At 34.3% G+C, this 26,246-nt stretch carries 28 protein-coding genes; 20 read left to right on the forward strand and 8 right to left on the reverse strand.

Annotation, left to right across the window (positions count from 1 at the left end; translation table 11 throughout):
• Positions 1-11: 11 nt before the first annotated feature.
• The gene (gene metG / locus H600_RS0103245; protein ID WP_026727449.1) at positions 12-2,147 is read right to left on the reverse strand and encodes a methionine--tRNA ligase; all 2,136 of its coding nucleotides are present in this window, start codon (positions 2,145-2,147) and stop codon (positions 12-14) included.
• A 384-nt stretch (positions 2,148-2,531) separates the two neighbouring features.
• Here metG and H600_RS0103250 point away from each other — a divergent pair, with 384 nt between their 5' ends.
• Entirely contained in the window at positions 2,532-4,031 is a 1,500-nt protein-coding gene (locus tag H600_RS0103250) for a family 43 glycosylhydrolase (RefSeq protein WP_035108276.1), read from the forward strand.
• A gap of 224 nt (positions 4,032-4,255) precedes the next feature.
• Positions 4,256-4,483 (forward strand): CDGSH iron-sulfur domain-containing protein, encoded by a 228-nt coding sequence (locus tag H600_RS0103255; protein WP_026727451.1) that lies wholly within the window; start codon positions 4,256-4,258, stop codon positions 4,481-4,483.
• A gap of 54 nt (positions 4,484-4,537) precedes the next feature.
• Here H600_RS0103255 and H600_RS0103260 read toward each other — a convergent pair whose 3' ends face one another.
• The 3 genes from H600_RS0103260 to H600_RS0103270 form a co-directional block, all read right to left on the reverse strand.
• Positions 4,538-5,440 (reverse strand): PhzF family phenazine biosynthesis protein, encoded by a 903-nt coding sequence (locus H600_RS0103260; RefSeq protein ID WP_026727452.1) that lies wholly within the window; start codon positions 5,438-5,440, stop codon positions 4,538-4,540.
• A gap of 61 nt (positions 5,441-5,501) precedes the next feature.
• Entirely contained in the window at positions 5,502-6,059 is a 558-nt protein-coding gene (locus H600_RS0103265; protein ID WP_026727453.1) for a YdeI/OmpD-associated family protein, read from the reverse strand.
• 98 nt (positions 6,060-6,157) lie between these two features.
• A complete protein-coding gene (locus tag H600_RS0103270; RefSeq protein WP_167330291.1) occupies positions 6,158-6,604 on the reverse strand; it encodes a protease complex subunit PrcB family protein in 447 nt (148 codons plus the stop codon).
• Positions 6,605-6,852: 248 nt separating this feature from the next.
• Here H600_RS0103270 and H600_RS0103275 point away from each other — a divergent pair, with 248 nt between their 5' ends.
• The 8 genes from H600_RS0103275 to proC all read left to right on the forward strand — a co-directional run bounded on the left by H600_RS0103275 (position 6,853) and on the right by proC (position 15,323).
• Entirely contained in the window at positions 6,853-7,548 is a 696-nt protein-coding gene (locus tag H600_RS0103275) for a DMP19 family protein (protein ID WP_245176533.1), read from the forward strand.
• 293 nt (positions 7,549-7,841) lie between these two features.
• On the forward strand, positions 7,842-8,261 hold the full coding sequence (locus H600_RS0103280; protein ID WP_026727456.1) for a lipocalin family protein: 420 nt from the start codon (positions 7,842-7,844) through the stop codon (positions 8,259-8,261).
• Positions 8,262-8,479: 218 nt separating this feature from the next.
• The gene (gene serS / locus H600_RS0103290) at positions 8,480-9,751 is read left to right on the forward strand and encodes a serine--tRNA ligase (protein WP_026727457.1); all 1,272 of its coding nucleotides are present in this window, start codon (positions 8,480-8,482) and stop codon (positions 9,749-9,751) included.
• Between the two features lie 92 nt (positions 9,752-9,843).
• Complete coding sequence (locus H600_RS0103295) at positions 9,844-11,625, forward strand: tetratricopeptide repeat protein (protein WP_026727458.1); 1,782 nt, start codon at positions 9,844-9,846, stop codon at positions 11,623-11,625.
• Positions 11,626-11,755: 130 nt separating this feature from the next.
• Positions 11,756-12,067 (forward strand): DUF4286 family protein, encoded by a 312-nt coding sequence (locus tag H600_RS0103300; RefSeq protein WP_026727459.1) that lies wholly within the window; start codon positions 11,756-11,758, stop codon positions 12,065-12,067.
• A gap of 238 nt (positions 12,068-12,305) precedes the next feature.
• Complete coding sequence (gene rsmA / locus H600_RS0103305) at positions 12,306-13,091, forward strand: 16S rRNA (adenine(1518)-N(6)/adenine(1519)-N(6))-dimethyltransferase RsmA (RefSeq protein ID WP_026727460.1); 786 nt, start codon at positions 12,306-12,308, stop codon at positions 13,089-13,091.
• Positions 13,075-14,424: a magnesium transporter gene (gene mgtE, locus H600_RS0103310; protein ID WP_026727461.1), complete on the forward strand. Its 1,350-nt coding sequence runs from the start codon at positions 13,075-13,077 to the stop codon at positions 14,422-14,424. The genes rsmA and mgtE overlap by 17 nt, the downstream gene beginning before the upstream one ends.
• A gap of 113 nt (positions 14,425-14,537) precedes the next feature.
• Positions 14,538-15,323, forward strand: coding sequence for a pyrroline-5-carboxylate reductase (gene proC, locus H600_RS0103315; RefSeq protein ID WP_026727462.1), 786 nt, complete (start codon positions 14,538-14,540; stop codon positions 15,321-15,323).
• Positions 15,324-15,407: 84 nt separating this feature from the next.
• Here the strand turns inward: proC and H600_RS0103325 are convergent, their stop codons facing one another.
• From H600_RS0103325 to nhaA, 3 genes are read right to left on the reverse strand one after another with little or no spacing between them, the layout of a single operon-like run.
• Entirely contained in the window at positions 15,408-15,812 is a 405-nt protein-coding gene (locus H600_RS0103325; RefSeq protein ID WP_026727463.1) for a c-type cytochrome, read from the reverse strand.
• 20 nt (positions 15,813-15,832) lie between these two features.
• Positions 15,833-16,132, reverse strand: a complete 300-nt coding sequence (locus H600_RS0103330; RefSeq protein ID WP_209320111.1) for an antibiotic biosynthesis monooxygenase — start codon at positions 16,130-16,132, stop codon at positions 15,833-15,835.
• A complete protein-coding gene (gene nhaA, locus H600_RS0103335; RefSeq protein ID WP_026727465.1) occupies positions 16,129-17,280 on the reverse strand; it encodes a Na+/H+ antiporter NhaA in 1,152 nt (383 codons plus the stop codon). Before nhaA ends, H600_RS0103330 begins: the two co-directional genes overlap by 4 nt.
• A 165-nt stretch (positions 17,281-17,445) precedes the next feature.
• Between nhaA and H600_RS0103340 the strand changes: the two genes are divergently transcribed.
• The 5 genes from H600_RS0103340 (at position 17,446) to H600_RS0103360 (ending at position 20,151) form a co-directional block, all read left to right on the forward strand.
• Positions 17,446-18,396: a 2-hydroxyacid dehydrogenase gene (locus H600_RS0103340; RefSeq protein ID WP_026727466.1), complete on the forward strand. Its 951-nt coding sequence runs from the start codon at positions 17,446-17,448 to the stop codon at positions 18,394-18,396.
• Positions 18,397-18,587: 191 nt separating this feature from the next.
• On the forward strand, positions 18,588-18,965 hold the full coding sequence (locus H600_RS0103345) for a DUF4234 domain-containing protein (protein ID WP_026727467.1): 378 nt from the start codon (positions 18,588-18,590) through the stop codon (positions 18,963-18,965).
• Positions 18,940-19,404 carry a DUF2752 domain-containing protein gene (locus H600_RS0103350; protein WP_026727468.1) on the forward strand — a complete coding sequence of 155 codons (465 nt, stop codon included), beginning with the start codon at positions 18,940-18,942 and terminating at the stop codon, positions 19,402-19,404. Before H600_RS0103345 ends, H600_RS0103350 begins: the two co-directional genes overlap by 26 nt.
• A 76-nt stretch (positions 19,405-19,480) precedes the next feature.
• Entirely contained in the window at positions 19,481-19,756 is a 276-nt protein-coding gene (locus H600_RS0103355; RefSeq protein WP_026727469.1) for a TM2 domain-containing protein, read from the forward strand.
• A 140-nt stretch (positions 19,757-19,896) separates the two neighbouring features.
• Positions 19,897-20,151: a TM2 domain-containing protein gene (locus H600_RS0103360; protein ID WP_026727470.1), complete on the forward strand. Its 255-nt coding sequence runs from the start codon at positions 19,897-19,899 to the stop codon at positions 20,149-20,151.
• 96 nt (positions 20,152-20,247) lie between these two features.
• Here H600_RS0103360 and H600_RS0103365 read toward each other — a convergent pair whose 3' ends face one another.
• Positions 20,248-22,050, reverse strand: coding sequence for a GNAT family N-acyltransferase (locus H600_RS0103365; RefSeq protein ID WP_026727471.1), 1,803 nt, complete (start codon positions 22,048-22,050; stop codon positions 20,248-20,250).
• Between the two features lie 120 nt (positions 22,051-22,170).
• Here H600_RS0103365 and H600_RS0103370 point away from each other — a divergent pair, with 120 nt between their 5' ends.
• The 5 genes from H600_RS0103370 (at position 22,171) to H600_RS0103390 (ending at position 25,959) form a co-directional block, all read left to right on the forward strand.
• Entirely contained in the window at positions 22,171-22,932 is a 762-nt protein-coding gene (locus H600_RS0103370; RefSeq protein WP_026727472.1) for an exodeoxyribonuclease III, read from the forward strand.
• 85 nt (positions 22,933-23,017) lie between these two features.
• Positions 23,018-23,962, forward strand: a complete 945-nt coding sequence (locus H600_RS0103375) for an OmpA family protein (RefSeq protein ID WP_026727473.1) — start codon at positions 23,018-23,020, stop codon at positions 23,960-23,962.
• 105 nt (positions 23,963-24,067) lie between these two features.
• Entirely contained in the window at positions 24,068-24,319 is a 252-nt protein-coding gene (locus H600_RS0103380) for a hypothetical protein (RefSeq protein WP_026727474.1), read from the forward strand.
• Complete coding sequence (locus H600_RS22845) at positions 24,312-24,485, forward strand: hypothetical protein (protein WP_157509868.1); 174 nt, start codon at positions 24,312-24,314, stop codon at positions 24,483-24,485. Before H600_RS0103380 ends, H600_RS22845 begins: the two co-directional genes overlap by 8 nt.
• Positions 24,486-24,921: 436 nt before the next feature.
• Positions 24,922-25,959 carry an aldo/keto reductase gene (locus H600_RS0103390; RefSeq protein WP_026727475.1) on the forward strand — a complete coding sequence of 346 codons (1,038 nt, stop codon included), beginning with the start codon at positions 24,922-24,924 and terminating at the stop codon, positions 25,957-25,959.
• Positions 25,960-26,246 lie beyond the last annotated feature (287 nt).

Here is a 26,246-nt window from a genome sequence, read left to right on the forward strand (position 1 = left end):
TTTATAAAACCTTAGTTTACGGTTGATCCGTTTGGTGCATCCGCATCTGGGTTTACAAAAACCAGTTTTCCTTCGGCATTTGTTGTCATCAAGATCATTCCTTGGCTTTCAACACCGCGTAAAGCTCTTGGAGCAAGGTTTGCTAATACAGAAACACGTTTTCCGATAATTTCTTCTGGAGAAAAACTTTCAGCGATTCCAGAAACAATCGTGCGAACATCAATTCCAGTATCTACTTTTAGCACTAAAAGTTTGTTTGCTTTTGGCATTTTTTCAGCTTCTAAAATGGTTCCGATACGAATATCCATTTTTGCGAAATCTTCAAACTGAATTAAATCTTTTTGAGGTTCAACTTGTTTGTTTTCGGCAAGATTAGCTGTTTTTGTTGCTTCCAATTTATCTATTTGTTTTTGTATTTCTTCGTCTTCAATTTTTGCGAATAGCAATTCTGCTTCACCAATTTTGTGTCCAGCCGGAATTAAATCTGAGTTTTCAGAAATGTCATTCCATCCTAATGTTTTATCGATAATAATATCTTTTGCATCACGATCTTTCTCTTTCAAGAATTTGCTGAATCCCGCAAAATGCTCTTTCAAATCTCCTAAATTCAAGATTTTCGAAAGTTTAGTTGCTGTAAAAGGTAAAAACGGTTCAGCCAAAACGCTCAACGCAGCTGCAATTTGCAATGCCACATACATTTGTGTCTTTACACGCTCTGGATCGTCTTTCATTACTTTCCAAGGCTCTTCGTCTGCCAGATATTTATTTCCTAAACGAGCCACATTCATCAATTCGCCCAAAGCTTCACGGAATCTGTAACGCTCCACTGAACTTGAAATTACAGCTGGATATGCTTTTAATTCTGCTAAAGTTTGTTCGTCAACTTCTGTAAATTCGTTTGGCGTTGGAATAACCCCTTCGTAATACTTATTGGTCAAAACTACCACACGATTTACGAAATTTCCAAAAACAGCAACCAATTCGTTGTTGTTTCTCGCTTGGAAATCTTTCCAAGTAAAATCGTTATCTTTTGTTTCAGGAGCATTTGATGTTAAAGCATAACGCAAAACATCTTGTTTCTCTGGAAAATCTTCTAAATATTCGTGCAACCAAACGGCCCAGTTTTTAGAAGTTGAAAGTTTGTTTCCTTCCAAATTCAAAAACTCATTTGCCGGAACGTTGTCTGGTAAAATGTAGCTTCCTTCTGCTTTTAGCATCGCTGGGAAAATAATACAGTGAAAAACAATATTATCTTTTCCGATAAAGTGAACTAGTTTAGTATCCTGATCTTTCCAATATGGTTCCCAGTCTTTTCCTTCGCGCGCTGCCCATTCTTTTGTAGAAGAAATATATCCGATAGGCGCATCAAACCAAACATAAAGTTTTTTGCCTTCGGCGCCTTCAACAGGAACGTCAATTCCCCAATCCAAATCACGCGTTACCGCACGAGGTTCTAATCCTGCATCAATCCATGATTTTACTTGTCCGTAAACGTTCGTTTTCCAATCATTTTTATGACCTTCTAAAATCCATTCACGTAAAAAAGCATCATAACGATCCAAAGGTAAAAACCAGTGTTTTGTAGATTTCAAAATTGGGGTTTCTCCAGTAATTGTCGATTTTGGATTGATCAAATCTGTAGCATTTAAAGAAGATCCACATTTTTCACATTGATCTCCGTAAGCCTCTGGATTATCACATTTTGGGCAAGTTCCAATTACAAAACGGTCCGCCAAAAACTGATTTGCTTTTGCATCGTACAATTGCTCTGTAACTTCTTCAATAAAATCACCTTTGTCATACAATGTTCTAAAGAATTCCGAAGCCGTATCGTGATGGATTTTTGCCGATGTTCTAGAATAATTGTTGAATGAAATTCCGAAATCAGAAAATGATTTGCGAATAATTCCGTCGTATTTATCGATAACTTCTTGTGGTGTAATTCCTTCTTTTTTGGCTTTCATCGAAATTGCAACGCCGTGTTCATCGCTTCCGCAAATAAATGCAACATCTTTTCCTTGCAATCTTAAATATCTCGAATATATATCTGCAGGCACGTAAACCCCAGCCAAATGCCCAATATGGATTGGTCCGTTGGTGTAAGGCAATGCCGCCGTGATCGTATATCTCTTTGGATCTTGTATCATAATTCAATTTTATTGAGTGCAAAAATAAGCAATAGAATTGAGATTTTAATATTACGCGAAGATTCACGAAGAATTTCGAAGAGATTCGCTAAGATTTTGTGAATTTGGTTCTCGCAAAGTCGCAGAGTCGCAAAGTTTTTGTTTTTAAGTTAAGGATCAACCATGCAGTTTGTCATTTCTAGGAACTAGAAATGACAAACTAGTCCTAAAAACTTTGCGCGTCTGCGCCTTTGCGAGATTATTTTTAACTTCTTTCATAAAAAACTTTGCGAATCTCTGCGAAATTCTTCGTGTATCTCTGTGTAAAAACCTAACAAAATTTCATTCGATTAAAACCTTATGGTCTTTTTGACTATATTTGGAAAAAATATCAAAACATACATCATGAATAAAATATATCTAACCTTTTTAGTATTGTTTTCGCTTTGCGGTTATTCTCAATCACAACCAGAAAAGAATTTAAAGCAAGGGCAATATTCAAATCCAATTTTTGCAGGCGATTATCCCGATCCGAGTTTGTTAAGGGATGGAAAGGATTATTATGTTGTACATTCTTCTTTTGATTATTATCCCGGACTTTTAATCTGGCATTCGACCGACTTAATGAATTGGGAACCTGTAGCCAATGCGCTTCATAAATATGTTGGAGCCGTTTGGGCACCGGATTTAATTAAATACAACAATAAATATTACATCTATTTTCCTGCGAATAATACCAACTTTGTCGTCACGGCAGATTCTATAAATGGCCCTTGGAGTGAACCTGTCGATTTAAAAATCGGAAATATCGATCCTGGACATATTACAGATGATAAAGGAAATCGGTTTTTGTATTTCAGTAACGGCGGTTATGTAGCTTTATCAAAAGACGGACTTTCGGTAACAAGCGAATTAAAACATGTTTATGACGGTTGGAAAATTCCGCGCGAATGGAGTATTGAATGTTTTTGTATGGAGGGGCCGAAACTGTTTAAACGAGGAGAATATTATTATTTGACCGTTGCCGAAGGCGGAACTGCAGGCCCGGCGACAAGTCATATGGTGATTTCGGCACGATCAAAATCGCCTTTTGGACCTTGGGAAAACTCACCTCATAATCCGATTGTGCGAACCAACAACAGCTCTGAAACTTGGTGGTCAAAAGGACATAGCACTATTTTTGAAGATACCGACGGAAAATGGTGGATGATTTTTCATGCTTATGAAAAGGATTATTACAATTTAGGACGCCAAACTTTATTGCAACCTGTAGAATGGACAAAAGAGGGTTGGTATAAAATTCCAGATAATGTTCAAACTGATAAACCAATTGTAAAACCAGAAGGTAAAACACTTCCTGAGTTTTTTTTAAGTGATAATTTCTCAGGTTCAGCTTTAAAACCGCAATGGAAATTTTATAATGGCGTAGAAAATTCGAGATTTAAAGTTGCCAATAACACATTAACAATTGAAGGAAAAGGCGATGGAGTAGGAAGCAGTTCTCCTTTAGTAGTTGTTCCAGGCGGTCATTCTTATTCGGCCGAAGTTGAAATGGAAATGGAAGGTGACGCAACAGGCGGTTTAGTTCTTTTTTATGACAATAAATATTACTCAGGAATTTTAGCCGATCAAAATAATATTTTGGCAAATTTGAGAGGATGGCAATTTCCCACAGAAAAAAATACCCATACAAGAAAAGTCTTTCTTAAACTTAAAAACATTAAAAATACAGTTGATATGTTTTACAGTTTAGACGGAAAAGACTGGAAGAAAATCGAGAATTCTGTTGAAGTTTCAGGATACAATCATAATGTGTTAAGTGGATTTTTGGGATTAAGAATTGGTCTTTGTTCTATTGGAAAAGGTAGCGTGAAGTTTAAAAATTTTGTTTACAAGGCGCTTTAGTTTTTTGTCGCGGAGGCGCAAAGGCGCAAAGTTTATTATTTCACGCAGATTTTTACAGATGACTCATTTAAAGAACTTCGATTCTTAGTAAAAAAACTTTGTGTCTTACCGCCTTCGTGGCAAAACTCACATAAAATAGAACCAGTTTAAACTAGCCATCATATTAAAATCTTCAGAATATATTTCGCAATCTTTGCCTTTCGAAAAAAACAAAAAACAAATTTATGAGCAAGACGAAATTAATCATCAATAAAAACGGATCAATCAAAATTGAAGGCGATTTTGAAATAATGGATCCAGAAGGAACTGTTTACGGATTACAAGGAAGACAAGCTTTAGGACTTTGCCGTTGCGGACATTCGGCAAATAAGCCATTTTGCGATGGCGCGCACAGAAACAATTTTGAACATGATTCAAAGGCGTTTGATTTGCCTCCAATGAAGACAAACTAAGAAATTCAGTTTTTTAAACACAAAAAAAGCGACATCCTAAAATGTCGCTTTTTTTTATAAATAAAGTTCCCCTTTCATGGTAATAATCGAAGAACCTCCAACTAAAATATCTTCTTCACGGTTCATGACTTCAATCATTGAGGCTTGTTTTAATTTTACGCCTTGAAGGATTTTATATTCCTTGTCGGATTTAGTGAATTTTTTTTGGGTTAAAAAACCAATTAAAGGACCCGCAGCGGTTCCTGTCGCAGGATCTTCATTTATGCCAATTATAGGATTGAAAAATCTCGTTTCGACTATATGTTCTTCATTTTCATCAGCAATGGTGAAACAATAAAAACCTTCAAAATTATATTCTTTGGAAATTTCGATCAAGAGCTGATTGTCGGGAACAAAGCTGTTGAGTAATTCACTGTTTTTTATAGGAACCATTGTATGTGCAACTTCTGTTTTAACTACTGTTGGAACAAAAGCATTTACATCTAAATCTTCAATTTTTAAGCCGAGCGCTACCGCAATTTTATAGGTTGGAATTTCCTGTTTAATGACGGCCGATTTTTGATGCATTTGAACCACAGGATAAAAGGTAACAGGATCAAAGCTTACAGTTAATGGAATTGCAGAATGTTTCATCACGACAAAAGGCTCGCTTTCGTTTTGCTCATCAAAAATAGGCATCCCTTTTAGCAACGCACCACAGACTGCGCCCAGTAAATTGTGTCCGGCGCCGTCGATTTCAATTCCGGTTGGAGTGAAAGAACGAACGACAAGTGCTTTGTCACGTGGAGAGTAGTAAACAAAAGAGGTTTCAGAATAGCGAAATTCTTTAGAAATATCTTGATAGGTTTCTAGTTTTAAATTGCCCTCTGTAAAAACTACAGAAAGTGGATTTCCTTGATAGCTTTTATTTGAAAATACATCTAAAACATAATACTCTAATGTTTTTCTTCCCATCATACTTTTTTCTTTTTAGCTCTGTTTTTTTATACGGAATAAAATTACGGTTTATTTGCAATATTTACAGCATCCGTTTTTGTTCGGCGCTTATATTTATTGCTTTTTCAAGTCTTGCAATTCTTGTTTTTTCTTGTTTGGCGCTCATAATCCAGTGAATCATTACTTTTTTGTATGATGGTGCCTGATTTGTAAAATATTCCCAAGCTGTTTTATTGGCTCTAAATTGCTTTTCTAAATCGAGATCAAGAATATAAGCTTCATTTTCGTGCGAATAAATTTTGACTCTTTGTTCTGATTTATGTTCAAAAGCGATGCGTCCCGCTTCTTTCATGAGTCCGGCTTTTGTGAGTTGTTCGATTTTTTTGATGTTGATGGCGCTCCAGATACTCGATTTTTTTCTTGGCGTAAATCTGATGGTGTAACTTTCTTCGTCAATTGATTTTCGAATGCCATCTATCCAACCAAAACAAAGTGCTTGATCTACAGATTCTGACCAAGACATACATGGCTTTTTGCTTTTCACTTTGTAAAAACCTACTAGAAGTTCAGTTTCGTTTTCGTGATGCTTTTCCAGCCATTCTCTGAATTTTTCTTGGGTTGAAAAGAAGGTTGGATTCATTAATAATGACGTTTCAATTAGATTGTATAAAATTATAATAAAACAGCAGTAAACGAAAATGTACTGCTGTTTTTTACAATTTTATATATTTTGAAATTTTATTCGAAAACCACTTTTTTATTGCTCTTAGGCATTTGAATAATATGATATGGTTGTGTGTTTACTGTTGCAAAACCTCCAGGTTTTAATTGTTCTACTTTAACAAATATACGTTTATTGGTTTGAGTAATTTTGGTAATATCTATAGAATAACCACCATAGTTTCTGACTTGATCGATAACGGCAATAATTTGATATTTTTTAAAATCAATATTTAGAGGCATAGAGTTTTCCGATGGGTTAGGGCCCAGCTTGTATTTTGTTAATAGATCATCAAATTGTTTTTGAGTTTTAATAACAAGATTTGCTTTTTGATTATCGTAATTTCCGCTAAAATGATCTCCATAAAGAATGCTTGAAAATTCCACGTTTGATTGTTCTGATTCGTCACTGCTGCAGCCAGTAAGAATAAATAAAATACTGAAAATAAATAAAATCTGCTTCATCGTTTTTTGGTTTTGGTTTATTGATTTGATTTTTAATTCGTTGTTAATTAGATAGATGTGGTTTTTACGAAATGGTTGCGTTAGGGATAGAAGCGGAAAGCCCACAGCCTGACGAAGGAAGAGCGAGGACTTGCAGCGGATAGCCCGGCCGGAGGAAACGCCCAAAAAAATATTCTGAAACATATTGATATTTCTCCGAAATTTGCAAAACAATTCTTGAGTATTTATACTATAAAAGAAGAAAAACCATGGCAAAAGGACCAGAGAAAAATACTAAAAACAAAGCTTTGCATACTAAATTGCTGAACAGAAAGAAAGCGAAACTTCGTGAAGAGAAGGAGGCGCAAAAACTTCGTTTGAAAGCAATAGTGGCAAAATCAAATCAAACAAATGATATAGAAATGGAGGAATTTGGCAGAATATTAGTTTCAGAAACGGCAAATAATAGTGAAAATCCGCAGGATGTGATTCATTCGAATATTTCGGTAATCAATTTAATGCGCGAAGAAGGTGTGGATGATGAATTTATTCATGAAGATGCATTGACAAGTTATTATCTGGATTATTATTGGTCACAATATACGCAGGGAAATTTTGCGAAATTTGTTCATAATTCTGGCTGGAATAAAGATTTGAACGAATTAATTGAAGAAGGTTTGGCTTTAATTGGTGCAGAAAAACACTTAGAATTGTTTTTGGAACAAAGCAAAAAAGTTAGAATCACCAGCAATATTAAATTAGATAAATTTTTGAAAGGAAAACTGGAAGGCGCAAATCCTATTCGCGATTCTTTTAATAATAATGCTTTTTTTGAATTGGAAGAAAATTTGGTTGAACTGAATGCTAACTTTTTAAAGACGCATCCGGATTTTGAAGCACTTTCAGTAGATGATATGTTTGCTGTTTTGGAAGAGTTTGTAGGACATGAAATTAAGCGTGCATAAATTTTATAATATGCTTTAAATGTCAAAAAGATTAATTATTCAATAGAATATACAGGATCTTATACGTTAAATCAGTAAAATGGGCTTTTGGAGATCGAACTACCGAAACAGTAGCTTGGAACATTGCAGCAATTACTTGTTGAGTGCAAATAAATGTTTTTCGCAATTTTTAAGCGTTTCGAACGGATTTATTTACGAATTTCTAATAATTATATAAATGATCTGGCAATTTATGTAACATGTTTGCAGGCTTTAAAATTAATTTAGCAGTATTAATTTTAAAGAAAATAAACATGAAAACTAAACGTATATTATTAGGGCTATTATTGTGTATTGGATTAACTACTATGTCGTGCAGCAATGACGACAATGAAGGAGAAACACTAGTACCGCTATCAGGGAAATGGGATTTAAGTAAAACCGGAACTGTTATAAATGGTACAGAAACATTAACTGATGCAGCAGAGAATCAAAGTGGTTGTAACAAAGATTATTTAGAATTAAAATTGGACAACACAGTAAATGTTGGGGATTATAGTTCAGTTGTAAGTGCTTGTGCCTTAACAGTTCAGTCAGGGATTTATTCTAGATCACACAATAATTTAACTACGGTTGTAAATGGTGTAAGTAAAACTCAAGATATTGTGAATCTTACACTTAAGGAATTGAAATTGAGAGATGCGTCAGGTTTTATCACGGTATATACCAGATAAAAAATCAAAAATTTATAGTTAAATCTTGAATCGTCAAGGTTTATCGTGAAAACGGAAATGGCTTTTTTAAGCTGTTTCCGTTTTTTTCTTGATGTAAATCGTTGAAGGATGAAATGTTGATTTGAAAATTTTCCACAAAAACTTTGTAGCAATCTTACCAAACATTTGCTTAAATTTGCTTCCGTTATAAAAAATACAATAGTTATAAAAAACAAGCTATGTTACAAATCGCATTTATTAGAGAGAATCAAGAGAAAGTAATCAAGGCTTTAGCAAAACGAAATATCGATGCTAAAAGCGTTGTTGAAGAGGTGGTGCAATTAGATGAAAACCGTCGTGCTGCGCAAGTAGAATTAGACAATGTTTTATCTGAATCTAATAAATTATCCAAAGATATTGGCGAATTAATGAAAGCTGGAGAGAAAGCTAAAGCAGCGATCTTAAAAGAAAAAACGGTTTCATTAAAAGAAAAAAGTAAAGAATTAGGTGAAAAAGCCGAAGCTCTTGCTGTTGAATTGACAAACAAATTATACACTTTACCCAATTTGCCTGCTGATATTGTTCCTGAAGGAAAAACTCCAGATGACAATTTGAATGTTTTTCAAGAAGGAGAAATTCCGGTTTTGCACGAAGGCGCGCAACCACACTGGGAATTGGTAAAGAAATACGATATTATAGATTTTGAGCTTGGTGTAAAAATCACGGGCGCTGGTTTTCCTGTTTACAAAGGAAAAGGAGCTCGTTTGCAACGTGCTTTAATCAATTATTTTTTAGATAAAAATACTGCTGCTGGGTACAATGAAGTTCAAGTTCCGCATTTGGTAAATGAAGCTTCTGGATATGGAACAGGGCAATTGCCAGACAAAGAAGGGCAAATGTATCACGCAGGTTTAGACGATTTATATTTGATTCCAACGGCTGAGGTTCCAGTTACAAATTTATTCCGTGATGTGATTTTAAACGAAAGTGAATTGCCAGTTCTTCAAACAGCATATACGCCATGTTTCCGTCGTGAAGCGGGTTCTTATGGAGCGCACGTACGCGGATTAAACCGTTTGCACCAATTTGACAAAGTTGAAATTGTACGCATCGAGCATCCTGAAAAATCATACGAAGCGCTTGACGGAATGGTTGAACATGTAAAAAACATTTTGCAGGAATTAAAATTGCCGTACAGAATTTTGCGTCTTTGCGGAGGCGACATGGGATTCACATCGGCTTTGACTTATGATTTTGAGGTATTTTCTACTGCGCAGGATCGTTGGCTGGAAATCAGTTCGGTTTCTAACTTCGAAACTTTCCAGGCAAATCGTTTGAAATTACGTTTCAAAGATAAAGATGGTAAAAACCAATTGGCGCATACATTGAACGGAAGTTCATTGGCCTTGCCAAGAGTTTTGGCCGGAATTTTAGAAAATTACCAAACTCCAGAAGGAATCGTAATTCCAGAAGTTTTACGTCCTTACTGCGGATTTGATATTATAAACTAAATTTTTTGTAATTTAGAGTATTAAACCTAACAGGTTTTTAAAACCTGTTAGGTTTCTTAATTATTTCAAATGCCACATTAAAAAACTGAAATATGAAAAACATCATTATCTATATCGTTTTGTTGTGGTCTGGTTTTACTTTTGCCCAAAATGAGCAACTTGCTCAATATTACTACGATAAGGGCGATTTTGAAAAAGCAAAAGTCAGTTACGAGGAGCTTTTAAACAGCGCACCATCAAATACCCAATATTTTTTAAGAGTTATTGATTGTTATCAGCAACTGCAACAATTTTCGGTAGCTGAAAAAGCAATTCAAGATCGTTACAACAAATACAAACAAGGTGTTTTTTTGGTTGAGTTGGGATATAATTTCCAATTGCAAAAAAATGAATCCAAAGCAAGAAGCTATTACGATCAGGCAATTGAGAAAATCAAAGTAAATCCGAATGATGTTTACGGAATTGGAAATTCGTTTGAGAAGAAAGTATTGTTGGAATATGCCTTAAAAGCGTATCAAACGGCAATGCAGATTCAGCCGAATTATAATTTTAATTTTCAGATTGGAATGTTGTACGGTCAATTGGGGAAAACAGATGAAATGATTGATCTTCTGCTAACAGAATCCTATAAGAACCCACAAAATGCTAATTTGATTCAGGCGCAATTGTCGCGTTTCATGAACGGTGAAACCGATAGTACTGCTTTTAAAGACGCTATGCGTAAAGCATTGATTTTAAAAACGCAGAAAGATCAGGATGTATTTTGGAATCATTATTTAAGTTGGTTTTATGTACAGCAAAAAGAGTTTGGAAAAGCGTTTATTCAAGAAAAAGCAATTTATAAACGAGAACCAGAATCGCTTTCAAGTATTGTCAATTTGAGTCAATTTGCGCTGAATGAAGATGATACCGAAACTGCTGCTGAAATCTTGAATTTTATTTTATTAAATACCAAAGATTTGGATTTATTGGTGCAGACCAATTATTATTTAATGGAAATTAAAATTGATAAAGCGCAGGAAAAAGATTACCCAGCAATTGATGCCGAACTGCAGCAATTGCTTGCAACTTATGAAGTAACTCCGTTTACCTTATCTTTGCAATTAATTAGAGCGCATTTTACGGCTTTTAATTTGAAAAAGCCAGAAGAAGGTATTGCAATTGTAAAACACGCTTTGGAGCTCAATTTAAATGATTACCAAGAAGCAGATGCCAAAATGGAATTGGGAGATATTTTGCTTTTGCAGGAAAAATTTAATCAAGCGCTTATTTACTATTCGCAGATTCAATTGGATTTGAAGAATGATGTTATGGCGCATGAAGCGAGTTTAAAAGCGGCAAAAACAAGTTATTATAAAACTGATTTTGAATGGGCTTTGAAACAGTTCAAAGAATTAAAATCAGCAAATACACAATTGATCGCTAATGATGCTCTTGAGTATTTTTTATTGATAAACGACAATACGGTGGCCGATTCGACGCAAACGGCATTAAAGCAATTTGCAAAAGGTGATTTTTTAATTTATCAGAATAAAAAACAAGAAGCAATAACACAGTTTCAGGGTATTTTGAAAGCCTTCAAAGGACAAGAAATTGAAGCTGTAACCATGTTGCGATTAGGTAAGATGTACGAAAGTTTAAAAGATTATAATGCGGCTTTAAGCCAATATCAACAAATCATAGACCATCATGGAGACGGTATTTATGTTGATGAAGCATTGTTTTTTTCGGCAGAAATTTACAATGATGAATTTCATGATGCTGAAAAAGCAAAACCCTTGTATGAAAAGGTAATTTTCAATCATCAAGACAGTATTTACTTTGTTGATGCCAGAAAAAAATATAGAGAGTTAAGAGGAGACAAGAATTTGTAGAATTAAATTCCGAAACGGAATTCCAAATTCCAAAAAAAAGAAGAATTAGAAATACGAGGAAATCTGTTTTTAAGTTTTGAGAAAAACCTCAGAACCTTAGGATCTTAGAACCTCAGAACCTTAGAAAAAAATGATTATTTACAACATCACGACAAATATACACGAAAGCGTTCACGACCAATGGTTGAAATGGATGCAGGAAAAACACATACCGGAAATTTTGGCAACTGAAAAATTTTCATCTGCACGAATTGTAAAGGTTTTAGTTGAAGAAGAAATGGGAGGTGTCACGTATTCTGTTCAATATACAACAGACAGCAAGGATACACTTGAAAAATATTATTTGGAAGACCAGCCAAGATTTGACAGAGAAGCATTAGAATTATTTGCTGATAAAATGCTTTCATTCAGAACAGAATTGGAAGTTATTTCAGAGCATTAATTAGCTCTCAGTCTCGGTTTTCAGTTTTCAGAAAAGAGAATTGCCCACAGATTTGGCTGATTAAACGGATTTACACAGATTATTTGATTTAAAATTTGTGATAATTTGTAGAATTCGTGGCAAAAGAATATAAAGCTTTGTGTCTTTCTGCCTTCGTGGCAAAAAAATAAAGACAAAGCTTTGAGCCTTTGATTTAAAAAGAATACTTTTGCAGCCTTGTGGCAAAATAGGTAAGAAAATGGAAAAAGTAAAAGCCAAAAAACATTTAGGACAGCATTTCCTTAAAGATGAAAGTATTGCAAAAGCAATTGCTGATACTTTGAGCTTAAAGGGATATGACGAGGTTTTAGAAATAGGACCAGGGATGGGTGTGCTTACTAAATACTTGCTTGACAAACCAATTACAACCCGAGTAATTGAGATTGACACAGAGTCCGTTGCCTATTTGGATGCGAATTATCCAAAATTAAAAGACAAAATCATTTCAGAAGACTTTCTGAAATACAATATAAACCAGATTTACGAAAACAAGCAATTTGCTATTATTGGTAACTTTCCTTATAACATATCGTCTCAAATTGTTTTTAGAACATTAGAATTTAGAGATCAGATTCCAGAGTTTTCTGGAATGTTTCAAAAGGAAGTTGCAGAGCGAATCTGCGAGAAAAAAGGATCAAAAACTTACGGAATCTTGTCCGTTTTGGCACAGGCTTTCTATGATACTGAGTATTTGTTTACTGTAGACGAGAATGTTTTTATTCCTCCGCCCAAGGTCAAGTCGGGTGTGATGAAAATGACCCGAAAGGAAGACTATAGTCTTCCGTGTGGCGAAAAGTTGTTTTTTAATGTCGTAAAAACAGCTTTCCAGCAAAGAAGAAAAACATTACGTAACAGTTTGAAAACATTAAATTTATCAGACAATTTGCGAGAAGACACTATCTTTGATAAACGTCCTGAGCAACTTAGCGTTGACGAATTTATTGTTTTGACTCAAAAAATAGAAGCCGATGGAGTTCAAAGTTAGCAAAGAATTTATCCACGAATTAGAGGAACTTATCGTTAAGAAAAATGACAATGAACTTGAAATTTTACTTAATGATCTTCACCACGCCGATATCGCTGAAATTCTAGAAGAATTAGATTTTGACGAAGCAACCTATATTTTTAAAGTTTTAGATAGTGACAAAACTGCTGAAATTCTTCTTGAATTAGAAGAAGATTTGCGTGAAAATATCTTAAGCCGACTTTCACCAAAGGAAATTGCAGAAGAGCTTGATGAGCTTGAAACAAATGACGCCGCGGATATTATCGCCGAGCTTTCGCAGGAAATCAAAGCAGAAGTTATTTCCGAATTGGTTGATGTTGAGCACGCAAAAGATATTGTCGAATTATTACGCTATGACGAAAACACAGCGGGTGGTTTGATGGGTAAAGAGCTTGTAAAAGTCAATGAAAACTGGAATGTCTTGACTTGCGTAAAAGAAATGCGTATTCAGGCAGAAAATGTTTCAAGAGTACATTCAATTTATGTGGTTGATGATGAAAACCGACTAAAAGGAAGACTATCACTTAAAGATTTATTGACTTCTTCGACCAAAACTCAGATTGGCGATGTCTATATCCGAAAATTAAACTTCGTAAATGTCGATACTGAGGATGTTGAGGTAGCGCGTATTATGCAGAAATATGATTTGGAAGCAATTCCGGTTGTTGATGAGCTCGGGCGTTTAGTAGGGAGAATTACAATCGACGATATCGTAGACGTTATCAAGGAAGAAGCCGATAAAGATTACCAGTTAGCGGCGGGTATTACGCAGGATATTGAAAGTAATGATAGTGTTCTTGAATTAACAAAAGCACGTTTGCCTTGGCTTTTAATTGGGATGGTAATCGAAATAGTAGCATCTTTTGTGTTAAAAGACAATGAAAGTGCTTTTCAGAAATATTCAACCTTAATTATTTTTGTGCCTTTATTATCAGCAACTGCTGGAAATATTGGTGTTCAAGCTTCGGCAATTGTTGTGCAAGGTTTGGCTAATGGTACTTTGAAAGAATTCAGCCGTAGTTATTTTAGCAAAGAACTTACCGTTTCTATGATTTCAGGAAGCATTATTTCTTTGCTTCTTTTAGGATATCATTCTCTTATGTATGGCCAATATTCTGTTGGATTGGCGATTTCAATTTCAATGATTGTAGTGATTTTGTTTGCAGCAACTTTGGGGACACTTGTGCCTCTTTTTCTTCATAAAAATAAAATAGATCCTGCAATTGCAACGGGTCCGTTTATCACAACAACAAATGACGTTTTTGGAATTATGCTCTACTTTGGAGTAGCAAAAATGATTCTTGGATTTTAGATTTTTGGCACAAATTAACAGCTTACAGTGATTTAAAATCTTTAAATTCTATGTAATTTGTAGCCGAAAAAATACGGTGTCAATCAGCCAGAAATAAATTAAAACCAAGCAGTATGAAAGTACATATTATTGGAGGAGGAAACCTAGGGGTTTCTATTGCCTTGGGAATTGCTAAATTTTCGAAAAACAATCAAGTTACTGTTACAAGAAGAAACATTGCAAGTATTCAATATTTGTCTGAATATGGAATCACAGTGTCTAATGATAACAAACACAATATTCAGGAAGCTGATGTTGTGATTTTAACTGTAAAGCCTTATCAAGTTGATACTGTTTTGGCTGAAATTTTGCCTGCTGTTCAAAACAAAACAATTGCTTCAGCAGTTAGTGGTTTGTCTTTGGATATGCTTCAGTCAAAAACAAATAATGAATATCCGGTTATGCGTATTATGCCAAACATTGCGGCACAATTTGGAGAATCGGCAACTTGTATTTCTTTTCCAGAAAAAGATAGAGAAAAAGCTTTGCCAATAGTTGACTTGTTTCAGGATTTAGGAACCGCTCCTGTAATTGATGAAAAATTGATGGATGCAGCAACTGTTCTTGGTGCATGCGGAACTGCTTATGCTTTAAGATATATTCGTGCTTCTATGCAGGCTGGAATCGAAATTGGATTTGATTCTAGTACAGCTTTAGCAATCGCTGCACAAACGGCAAAAGGAGCGGCAAAAATGTTATTAGAAGAGAAAGTACATCCAGAACAATTAATTGACCGCGTAACAACCCCACAAGGTTGTACGATTGTTGGTTTGAATGAAATGGAGCATAATGGTTTTAGTTCATCATTGATAAAAGGAATTAAAACTTCTTTGAAGCAAATCAAAGGGTTGTTGAAATAAAAATTTCAATTTTTGAAATATCAAATTCCAAATTCCAAACTTTTAACTGGGATTTGGGATTTTTTGTTTTTAGGATTTGGAATTTTATTTGGAATGGCAATATTCAATTAAACGTGCGACATCTTCTTTAGATAACGTTTTTGAAAACACCGTTTTATGATAATCAATGGCTAAAATTTCCACTTTTGTAGAGTCAATTTTATACTTTTTATTAGTAAGCCAGTTTACAAAAACAATTGAATCAACTTCGTGAAGTGCTGGTCCAGTCGATTTTGAATTCAATTTATGGCAAGCCAAACAATTAGAATCAAATACTTCTTTTCCTTTTTTTTGATTGGCAGTTAAGTCGGGATTTCCGCAAGAAGGTAAATCTCGGGTTCCACATTCTGGAGTTTCTGTTTTTTTGAAGATCATAAAATACATAACTGCTCCAAATGATAATGCTAATATAACTGTTAAAGAAAAAAGTATAATTCGAATTCTTTTCATAATGTCTTCATATTTTTCATTTAGGCAAAAACTTCAAAATGCTCGACATTTTCTTCAAATTCTAAAAGAAATTGTTCATCTTCGGGATAATATTTGGCTTTTTCAATATTTTCTCCAGCAAAGTTTTTAATGACTTTCCAATTTTCCCAATAGGTTATAAGCAAAAAATGTCCTTCATTATTTTTGATGCTTTTTAAAAAAGAAAGCTTCACAAAGCCTGGAGTTTTTTCATAATCTGGAATGGCAGTTTTGATTATAAACTCGGTATAAGTTTCATAATCTTCCATTTTTGTTTTTCCGTGCCAGATTCTTGCAATCATGATTTTGATTTTAGGTCCTTTTTCAAAGTATGTTTTAAATAGAAAAACCCAAAAAATCCAGAAAGCATAGACGCAATCAGAATAGCAATTTTGGAGAATACAATCGTTTCAGGATCTTTAAAAGCTAAAATGGTTATGAAAATTGACATAGTGAAACCAATTCCGCCCAACATTCCAGCGCCTAAAATATGAGCCCATTTTAGTTTTTTCGGTAGAGCACATAAACCTGCCGTTACCCCAATTGATGAAAAAAGTACAATTCCTAAAGGTTTTCCAACAACTAAACCAAGAATAATTCCATACGTATTTGGATGATTCAAGCCTTCATGCCAATCTTGTGTTATAGCAATGCATGTATTTGCAATGGCAAAAAGCGGCAAGATGATAAAAGCAACAGGTTTGTGTAATAGATGCTGTAATTTGTATGAAGATGAATTTTCACTGCCGTCGCCAAACGGAATTACAAATGCTAATATTACGCCGGTAATTGTTGCATGTACGCCAGAATTCAGCATAAAATACCACATTACAATGCCACCGATTAAGTATGGAATGATATTGTTAATTTTCATTCGGTTTAAAACAAATAGAAATCCCCAAATTCCTAATGCAATGGCAAGATTCACAAAAGCAATTGAAGTAGTATAAAAAACGGCAATGACAATTATGGCTCCCAAATCATCAATTACGGCAAGTGCGGTTAAAAAAACTTTTAAAGAAGGGGGAACTTTATTTCCTAATAGAGATAAAATTCCAATTGCAAATGCAATGTCGGTTGCCATGGGAATTCCTGCTCCATTTTGTGTTGCAGTCCCAAAATTTAAAGCTAAAAAAATTGCCGCCGGAACGAGCATTCCGCCAAGCGCGGCCATAATTGGTAAAGAAGCGTTTTTGATATTCGATAATTCGCCATGATAGATTTCGCGTTCCAGTTCCAGTCCAATCAGCAAAAAGAAAATTGTCATCAAGCCATCATTGATCCAATGAGTGATGGAATGTCCGGCTAAATCTTTTTCCCAAAAAGAAACATATTCAACAGAATAAGCGGAATTTGCAAGATACAACGAGCAGATTGTCACAAACAACAATAGCAGTCCGCCAGATTTTTCGTTATTGAAAAAAGAATTAAAAGTCTTGGTTAGTTCCATTTGGTTGATTTTGCAGAGATTTGAGAGAGTTCGTTTTTTTAGTCTCTTATTTTCAAAGTTAAAAAAATAAAACGAATTTGCTTTTTTCCGTTTTCATGGATTCATAAAACACAAGCGAATCTTCAATAATTACTGTATTTTTGTTTGATATTAAATTCAAGAAAAATGAGTGTAAAAATTCTTCATATTGACAGCAATAATCCCGTTTTGTGGAACCAACTAGAAGAAGCAGGTTTTGAAAATCATGCTGATTTTAAATCTTCTAAAGAAGAAATTGAAGCTAAAATTCATGATTATAACGGAATTGTAATTCGCAGTCGTTTTAAGATTGACAAGACTTTTTTAGACAAAGCAACTAAGTTGCAATTCATTGCACGGGTTGGCGCTGGTTTAGAAAGTATTGATTGTGAGTATGCTTCTGCAAAAGGAATTCATTTAATTGCCGCGCCAGAAGGAAATCGAAACGCCGTTGCCGAACATTCTCTTGGTGTGATCTTATCATTGTTCAACAATCTTAATCAGGCCGATGCTGAAGTAAGAGCTGGACACTGGAACAGAGAAAGTAATCGTGGTCATGAACTCGATGGAAAAACAGTTGGGATTATTGGTTATGGGAATATGGGAAAAGCTTTTGCCAAAAAACTTCGCGGTTTTGAAACTGAAGTTTTGTTTTGTGATATTCTAGAAAATATTGGAGACGAAAATGCAAAACAAGTTTCATTGGCAGAATTGCAAAAAAGTGCCGATGTTTTGAGTTTGCATTTGCCTTGGACTCCTGAAACAGACAAAATGGTTGATGCAAATTTTATAAACGCGTTTTCGAAGCCATTTTGGATAATAAATACTTCTCGCGGAAAAAATATAGTCACAGCCGATTTAGTTGAAGCAATGAAGTCTAAAAAGGTTCTGGGTGCAGGTCTGGATGTTTTGGAATATGAGAAATTATCATTTGAGACCCTTTTTCAGGATAAAAACACACCAGAAGCGTTTCAATATTTATTAGATGCTAAAAATGTTTTGCTGACACCGCATATTGCAGGATGGACTTTTGAAAGCCATGAGCGTTTAGCGCAAGTAATTGTCAATAAAATCAAGGCAGTTTATGAGAAAAAATAGTGCCTCGTGTTTGGTTTTTAATAACGAGGTTTTTCCTGTAAATTTTATTTGGCAAGATTAGTTTTATTTGTTAATTTTTAATAATATTGTTTCCGAATTTTAAAGAATGATTCTAAGTAGTTTCTTTTTTTGAAGTTCGGAGAAAACCGAAAATCCTAAGAGTAGGAATTAACGAATTTATTAAGAAAAAAATGGATTTAGAAAAAACATCTGATCATTTTGAAGAACCAATCCCGGTATTTCAGGTTGATCCTATTATGGTATTGATTTTTGGATTTTTAACTTGTGGGTTGTATTTAATTTATTGGAATATTAAAGTAGCTGAGGTTTTGAATGCTGTAGCAAAGAGAGAAGTTATTTCGCAACCTATTGCAATTTTTGCTGGTTGCTGTTTGCCGGTTAATATTTATTTCTACTACCTTGCAGGGAAAGAAGGTTTACCAAAAGTTTATGAGCGAACAGGTGAACTTCAAAAAGATCAATCTACTTTACTAATTGTTTTAGGATTCTTTTTTCCTATTGCTGCAGCTATGATTGTACAAGGTGATATCAACAGGTTATATAAATAATAGTCAATCAAGACGTAAAATTTACGGAATTATCGGTGCATTTATTACACTGATAATTCCGTTTTTTTTAATGCTTGATAATAATAATGATCACTTAGAAACCGATCAGTCTTTTTGCCCTTTTAAAATGTTGACAGGTTTTCCATGTCCGGGCTGTGGAATAACAAAATCTCTTGTTTACTTTTATGAAGGTAACTTGATGAAATCAATTAGTTATCATGTTTTGGGGCCATTTGTTGTTTTGTTTTGTGTTTTAACAATTTTTGTACTTTTAACGGAGTTGGTCACTAAAAAGGAATATTTTGTCGGACTTTTGTATAATAAGAGATTAGCATACGGATTAGCAATTTTTTTGGCTGTCTATCATTTTATAAGATTGATTTTTTTTGTGAAAAATAATTCCTTCGATGATATTTTGCATCAATCAATTTGGTTTTAAGGAGGTTGCAGTTTTGATAAATTGAATATCAGGTTTTTTACTCAAGTATTATTTTAAAATTAAAAAAAATAAGATTATGGAAAATACAAAAACAGAACATTGGAACAATCCGCCACAATACCAGCAAGAAAACAAAAAAGTTGTTGCAGGAATATTGGCAATTTTATTAGGAGCATTAGGAATTCATAAATTTTATCTTGGTTACACTAAAGAAGGTATTATTCAGTTGCTTTTGGGCCTTATGTGTGGTGTTGGAGGTGTAATCGGAATTATTGAAGGAATTTTATATTTAACAAAAACAGACGAAGACTTTTATCAAACGTACCAAGTAGGTTATAAAGGTTGGTTTTAAAAGAAGTTAATCCTTTAAAATGTCTTTTCTTAATACAATATTGGCTTGTTGGAAGCAAATTCTCTTTTTGTGATTTTTAATTTTGAGGTCTTTTAAGATTTTTCTTAAAATGAATTTTTAAAAACCTTAATAATTAAAAAATGGAAAACACAAAATCAGGAAATGTTGAGAATAAGAAAGTTATAGCAGGAGTCTTAGGGATTTTATTAGGAGCTTTTGGTGCGCATAAATTTTATTTAGGATATACTAAAGAAGGAATTATTCAATTAATAGTAAGCGTTGTTACTTGTGGGCTAGGCGGTATGGTTGGATTTGTGGAAGGTATAATTTACTTGACAAAATCTGATGATGAGTTTTATAAAACTTACCAACTTGGAAGAAAAGCGTGGTTTTAGTTTAGAAATTAAGCAAATCCAGTTTTAATAAAAATTGTAAAAACAAAAATCCCATCTGCCTAGGCAGATGGGATTTTTTATGTTTGATAGATTGTGTTAGTCTTCTTTTTCAGATAATTTCCTTTCTAATTCAAGCTGAAATTCTTCAATAACCGGTTTCATGGTGCTTTCTGGAATATCGGCTATTCTAATGTACATTAAACCGTCAATAGCGTTGTTGAATAATGGATCAACGTTGAAAGCAACAACTCTTGCGTTTTGTTTGATGTATTTCTTAATCAAAACCGGCAGGCGTAAATTCCCTGGTTCTAATTCGTCAATGATTTTGTCAAACTTGTTTAAGTCAGATTCAGCTTCATCAAAAATAAAGTCTTTGTCAGCGTCTTTCAGTTTTACTTTATATGCTTTTTTCGGATGAATGTATTGTGCAATATAGGGATCATAATAGTTTGATTTCATGAACTCAATCATCAATGATTTTGAGAAGTCAGAAAATTGATTACTGATGCTTACACCTCCAACCAAATACTTATGCTCAGGATGGCGAAGAGTTGTGTGAATAATGCCTTTCCATAATAAAAATAATGGCATCGGTTTTTGTTGATATTCACGAGTGATAAAGGCACGACCCATTTCAATAGATTTGCTCATCATATCGTGAAGTTCAGGTTCAAACCTGAAAAGGTCTGTTAGATAAAAACCTTCAATGCCATATTTGCGGTAAATATCAGAGCCTAATCCCATTCGATAAGCCCCTGCGATTTTTTTTGTTTCGTCGTCCCACAAAAACATATGATGATAGTACTGGTCGTACTCGTCAAGGTCAATTGATTCGTTTGTTCCTTCGCCAACTTCGCGGAAAGTAATTTCGCGAAGACGACCAATTTCATGCAAGATATTCGGAATTGATTTTGCTTTTGCAAAAAATACTTCATAATTTTTGCTTTGCAAGAATCGGGAATCGTTGTCTCTTAAAGCTTGAACTTCAGCAATAAGTTTTGATTCGTTGACTGGAGTAACGATTTTTTTCGGCGCTTTCGAAATCTTAAGGCTTGCCGTATCAATCAATTTGGTGTCCTTTTCAAAAGGATTGGCCAGCATGTAGGTTTTTTTTCTTAAAAACTCTGAATATTCTTCAAACGATTCAATCTCGTTTTGTTCGTTTACAGAAATTGGTTTTCCAATACGAACTTTAATGACGCGGTCTTTCTGAGTTAGCAATTCTGATGGAAGTTTTGCTGTACGTAAAGTGTCGTCAATTTTTGAAAGCCAATAGAATAATTTACTGTTTTTGGCATGGAAATAAATTGGAACAACAGGAACTTTAGCTTTTCTGATTAATTTCAAAGCGCCTTCTTCCCAAGGTTTATCAACTACTAGTTTTCCATCTTTATAAGTTGAAACTTCTCCAGCAGGAAAAATCCCAAGTGGTTTTCCGTCGCTTAAGTGACGTAGTGTTTCTTTAATTCCAATTACGCTCGATTTTGCATCCTTATGGTTTTCAAAAGGATTAACCGGCATAATGTATTTTTTCATCGGGACAATTCTGTGTAACAAGAAATTGGCAATAATTTTGAAATTTGGTTCTCTTTCAAGCATTAATTTCAAAAGCAAAATTCCATCAATTCCTCCAAGGGGATGATTTGAAATAGTAATGTAAGCCCCATCTTTTGGCAGACGTTTTAAATCTTCTTCAGGGATTTCAAATTTGATTTCCATCTCATCTAAAATTCCGTTCAAAAACGCAAGGTCTTCCAAATGTTTGTTGCGATCGTAAATTTTATTAAGGGTCGAGATCTTAAGAACCTTCATAAGAATCCAGCCTGAAAAAGTACCAAATACTCCGTACTTATCAACATTTATTGCCTTTGCAACTTCTTTCGCGGTAACTAAACCCATGTACTATTTTTAAATTATTAGAGTAGCGAACAAAGATAACAAAAAACTCTACTTTTCCTTTATTCAATTACAAACTTTCCACTTTTTTATTACATTTGGAATCCTAAAAAAATTACCAAGATGAAAATTATTTCTTATAATGTAAACGGAATTCGTGCCGCAATTACTAAAGGATTTATTGAATGGCTGCAGCAGGCAAGTCCTGATGTTATCTGCCTTCAGGAAATTAAAGCAACACAGGATCAGATTCCGGTTGATGCTATAACGGCGGCGGGCTATCCTTATCAATATTATTATCCCGCAACTAAAAAAGGCTATAGTGGTGTTGCAATCTTGTCTAAAATTGAGCCGAAGACCGTTGTTTACGGAACAGGAATTCATCATATGGATTTTGAAGGTCGTAATCTTCGTGCCGATTTTGAAGATTGTTCAGTAATGAGTTTGTATCTTCCGTCTGGAACAAATATTGAAAGATTAGATCATAAATTTATGTTTATGGATGATTTTCAAACGTATATCAATGAACTAAAACTAGCAATTCCGAATCTTATTATTTGCGGTGATTATAATATTTGCCACGAAGCGATTGATATTCATGATCCTGTCCGCAACAAAACTGTTTCTGGATTTTTACCTGCAGAGCGCGCTTGGTTAGACGCTTTTATGAAATCTGGTTTTATCGACAGTTTCCGTCATTTCAATAAAGATCCGCATCATTATTCGTGGTGGAGTTATCGTGCTGGAGCTCGTGGAAATAACAAAGGCTGGCGTATTGATTATAATTTGGTTAGTAAGGCGATGGAGCATCGATTAAAGCGTGCCGTTATTCTTCCAGATGCTGTTCATTCTGATCATTGTCCAGTTTTAGTCGAAATTGACTAAAGTTTGGTATTGTTCTTGCTGAAAGAAGAATAACAAAAAATAGAAGTATTAATTAAAAGCCCCAAATAAAAACCCAAAAAACACAATGATTAAAAAAGCCTCCATCGGATTAGTAGTTTTAGCTTTGTCTGCAACTTCATGCGTGTCCAAAAAGATTTACAACGATCTTGAAACGAAATATTCAGATTTAAAAAAAGAGAATCGTTCGATTGCTGATGAAAATGAGAATTTAAAAACAGCAAAAAATCAGCTAGAGTTAGATAAAGACAAGTTGACGAAAGATTTGGCAAGCACTAAAGATGATCTTGCAAAGCAAAAAGCGGATCTTGCTGCGGAGCAAAAAAAATATAAAGTTTTACAGGATTCTTATAATGCATTAGAAAAAAACAGCAACGATGCATTAGAAAGCAATATGGCTAAAAACCGTGATTTGTTAGCGCAATTAGAAGCAAAATCTAAAAAATTGGCAGACGAACAAGCACGTTTAGATAAGACAGCAAGCCGATTAAAAGAGCTTGAAGATATGATTGCCGCTAAAGAAGAATCGATGCGAAAATTAAAAGAGACTTTATCTAAAGCCTTAAACGGATTTGAAGGAAAAGGTTTGACAGTGGAACAGAAAAACGGAAAAGTTTATGTTTCTATGGAAAATAAATTGCTTTTTAACTCAGGAAGCTGGGCTGTTGGAGTGGAAGGTAGAAAAGCGGTTGTAGAACTTGGAAAAGTTTTAGGTGAAAATCCAGATCTTTCGGTTTTAATTGAAGGTCATACAGATGATGATCCGTATGCTGGTTCGGGACCAATTGCAAACAACTGGGATTTATCGACTAAAAGAGCTACTGCAATTGTGGCAATTTTAAGCGAAAACACTAAAATCAATAAACAAAAGTTAACTGCCGCGGGACGTAGCGAATTCTCGCCATTGGCAAGCAACGCAACTCCAGAAGGAAAAGCTAAAAACCGTAGAATCGAAATTATCTTGACGCCAAGATTAGATGAAATTGCGGAGATGCTGAATAGCATAAACTAAGGAACAAAGGTTCTGAGGTGCAAAGGCTCAAAGGTTTTTACTTTGGGCCTTTTTTGTTTTAAGAATTGAATTATTTGTAACTTTGAATGATCTAAAATTATAATCATGGGACTTCCTGAGTTAAAAGATAAAATAAGAAGCCAATTAGATTTGGCTGATGAAAGGGTACTGCGAATTGTTTCTTCAGTATTTGATAATTATTTGAATGAGGTGGTTTCTTATGATGTAAAAGGTAATCCTTTGACATTATCAGAATATCATAATAAAGTTGAAGAAGGTTTAGATGACATTAAGTACAATCGTATCATTTCAAGCGATGAATTGTCTAAAGAAATGAAAGATTGGGATAATGAATAAACCATTAGTTTTTTGGTCAGAAAATTCAAAACTGGATTTGAAGGAAATTTATTTTGAACTTAAAAATAAATATTCAAAAGAAACTGCGTTGAAAATTAGAGATGAACTATTTGATAATGCAAATAATATCGTTTTTGCTGAGCAATTTCAGATTGATGAATACTGAATGGATTGCCATCGGATTGTAGTTAGAAATTTTAAAATTTTATATCAAATCAAAGAGAATTCTATTTTCATTGTTAGGATATTCAATACATTTCAAAATCCATTAAAGAGTTTAAAATAGGCAAAGTAACAAAGTAACAAAGTAACAAAGATACAAAGGCTCAAAGGTTTTTACTTTTGAGCCTTTTTGCTTTCCTGCAAGGTTTCCAAAACCTTGTAGGTATAAGTTCGTTTGTTGTAAAAAAAATACCTACAAGGTTTTGGAAACCTTGCAGGTATAAGTTCGTTTGTTGTAAAAAAAAATACCTACAAGGTTTTGGAAAACCTTGCAGGAGTGATCGAAAAAATCTTGTACTTTTTTTAACCTTTGTCAAATTTAGATTTGAAAAATCACTTTGTACCTTTGTCTCTTTGCAACTTTGAACCTTTAAGAAAAAATGAAATACACTACATTACCCAACACCGATATAAAAGTTAGTAAAATTTGCCTTGGAACAATGACTTTTGGTCAGCAGAATACAGAAGCCGAGGGACATGCGCAAATGGATTATGCTTTAGAACGAGGCGTTAATTTCTTCGATACTGCCGAAATGTATTCGGTTCCGGCGAGTGAGGCGACTTATGGAAGTACAGAAAAAATTATCGGAACTTGGTTTAAGAAATCAGGAAATCGCGATAAAGTAATTTTGGCATCAAAAATTGCAGGCCCAAATCCGAGTTTTGGTTATATGCGTGAGAAATTGGATTTTTCGCCTGCAAGTATTAAATATGCGGTTGAAAACAGTTTAAAAAGACTGCAAACGGATTATATCGATTTGTATCAAATGCATTGGCCGGAAAGGAAAACAAATAATTTCGGGCAACGCGCTTTTCACGGACATAATGATGTTTGGGAAGATAATTTCAGAGAAATCCTTGAAACTTTTGACGGATTAATCAAGGAAGGTAAAATCAATCATATTGGAGTTTCAAATGAAAATTCATGGGGAATGATGCGTCTTTTAGAAGAAAGTAAATACAATAATCTGCCAAGAATCAAAACCGTACAAAATCCGTATTCTTTATTGAATCGTTTGTTTGAAGTGAATTCAGCTGAAGTTTCGAAATATGAAAATGTTGGTTTGTTAGGTTATTCTCCTTTGGCATTTGGAGTTCTTACAGGTAAATTCTTAACTGGAGAAAGTCATCCGAAAGCGAGAATTAATCTTTTTCCGCAATACAAACGTTACAATAGCGAACAATGTACACAAGCAACCAAATTGTATCAGGAAATATCTAAAAAACATGGTTTGACATTGACGCAATTGGCAATGGGATTTGTTTTGCAACAGCCGTTTTTGACAAGCGCAATTATTGGAGCAACTACATTAGAACAATTAAAAGAAAATATCGATACAATTGAGGTGGTACTTTCTAAAGAAATTCTTGCGGAGATTGATGCTGTTCAGGCTATAATTCCTGATCCTGCACCTTAGTTTTTGCCACGAAGGCGCAAAGGCGTGAAGGTTTTCGTTTTTCAATCTCGCAAAGTCGCAGAGTCGCAAAGTTTATATTTTAAATTGAATAGCGTCCAGCTTTAGCTGGATGGGAATATAAACGCAAAGAAAAAGGCTTTAGCCAAACTAAATGTTTGGCTAAAGCCTTTTTTAATCTTAATTTATTTCCTTGATTCTAGCAACTATGATAAAAAACTTTGCGACTCTGCGACTTTGCGAGATTATGACATCAAACTTAAAAAGAAAACTTTGTGTCTTAGTGCCTT

Source organism: Flavobacterium denitrificans DSM 15936 (assembly GCF_000425445.1).
Classification (GTDB): domain Bacteria; phylum Bacteroidota; class Bacteroidia; order Flavobacteriales; family Flavobacteriaceae; genus Flavobacterium; species Flavobacterium denitrificans.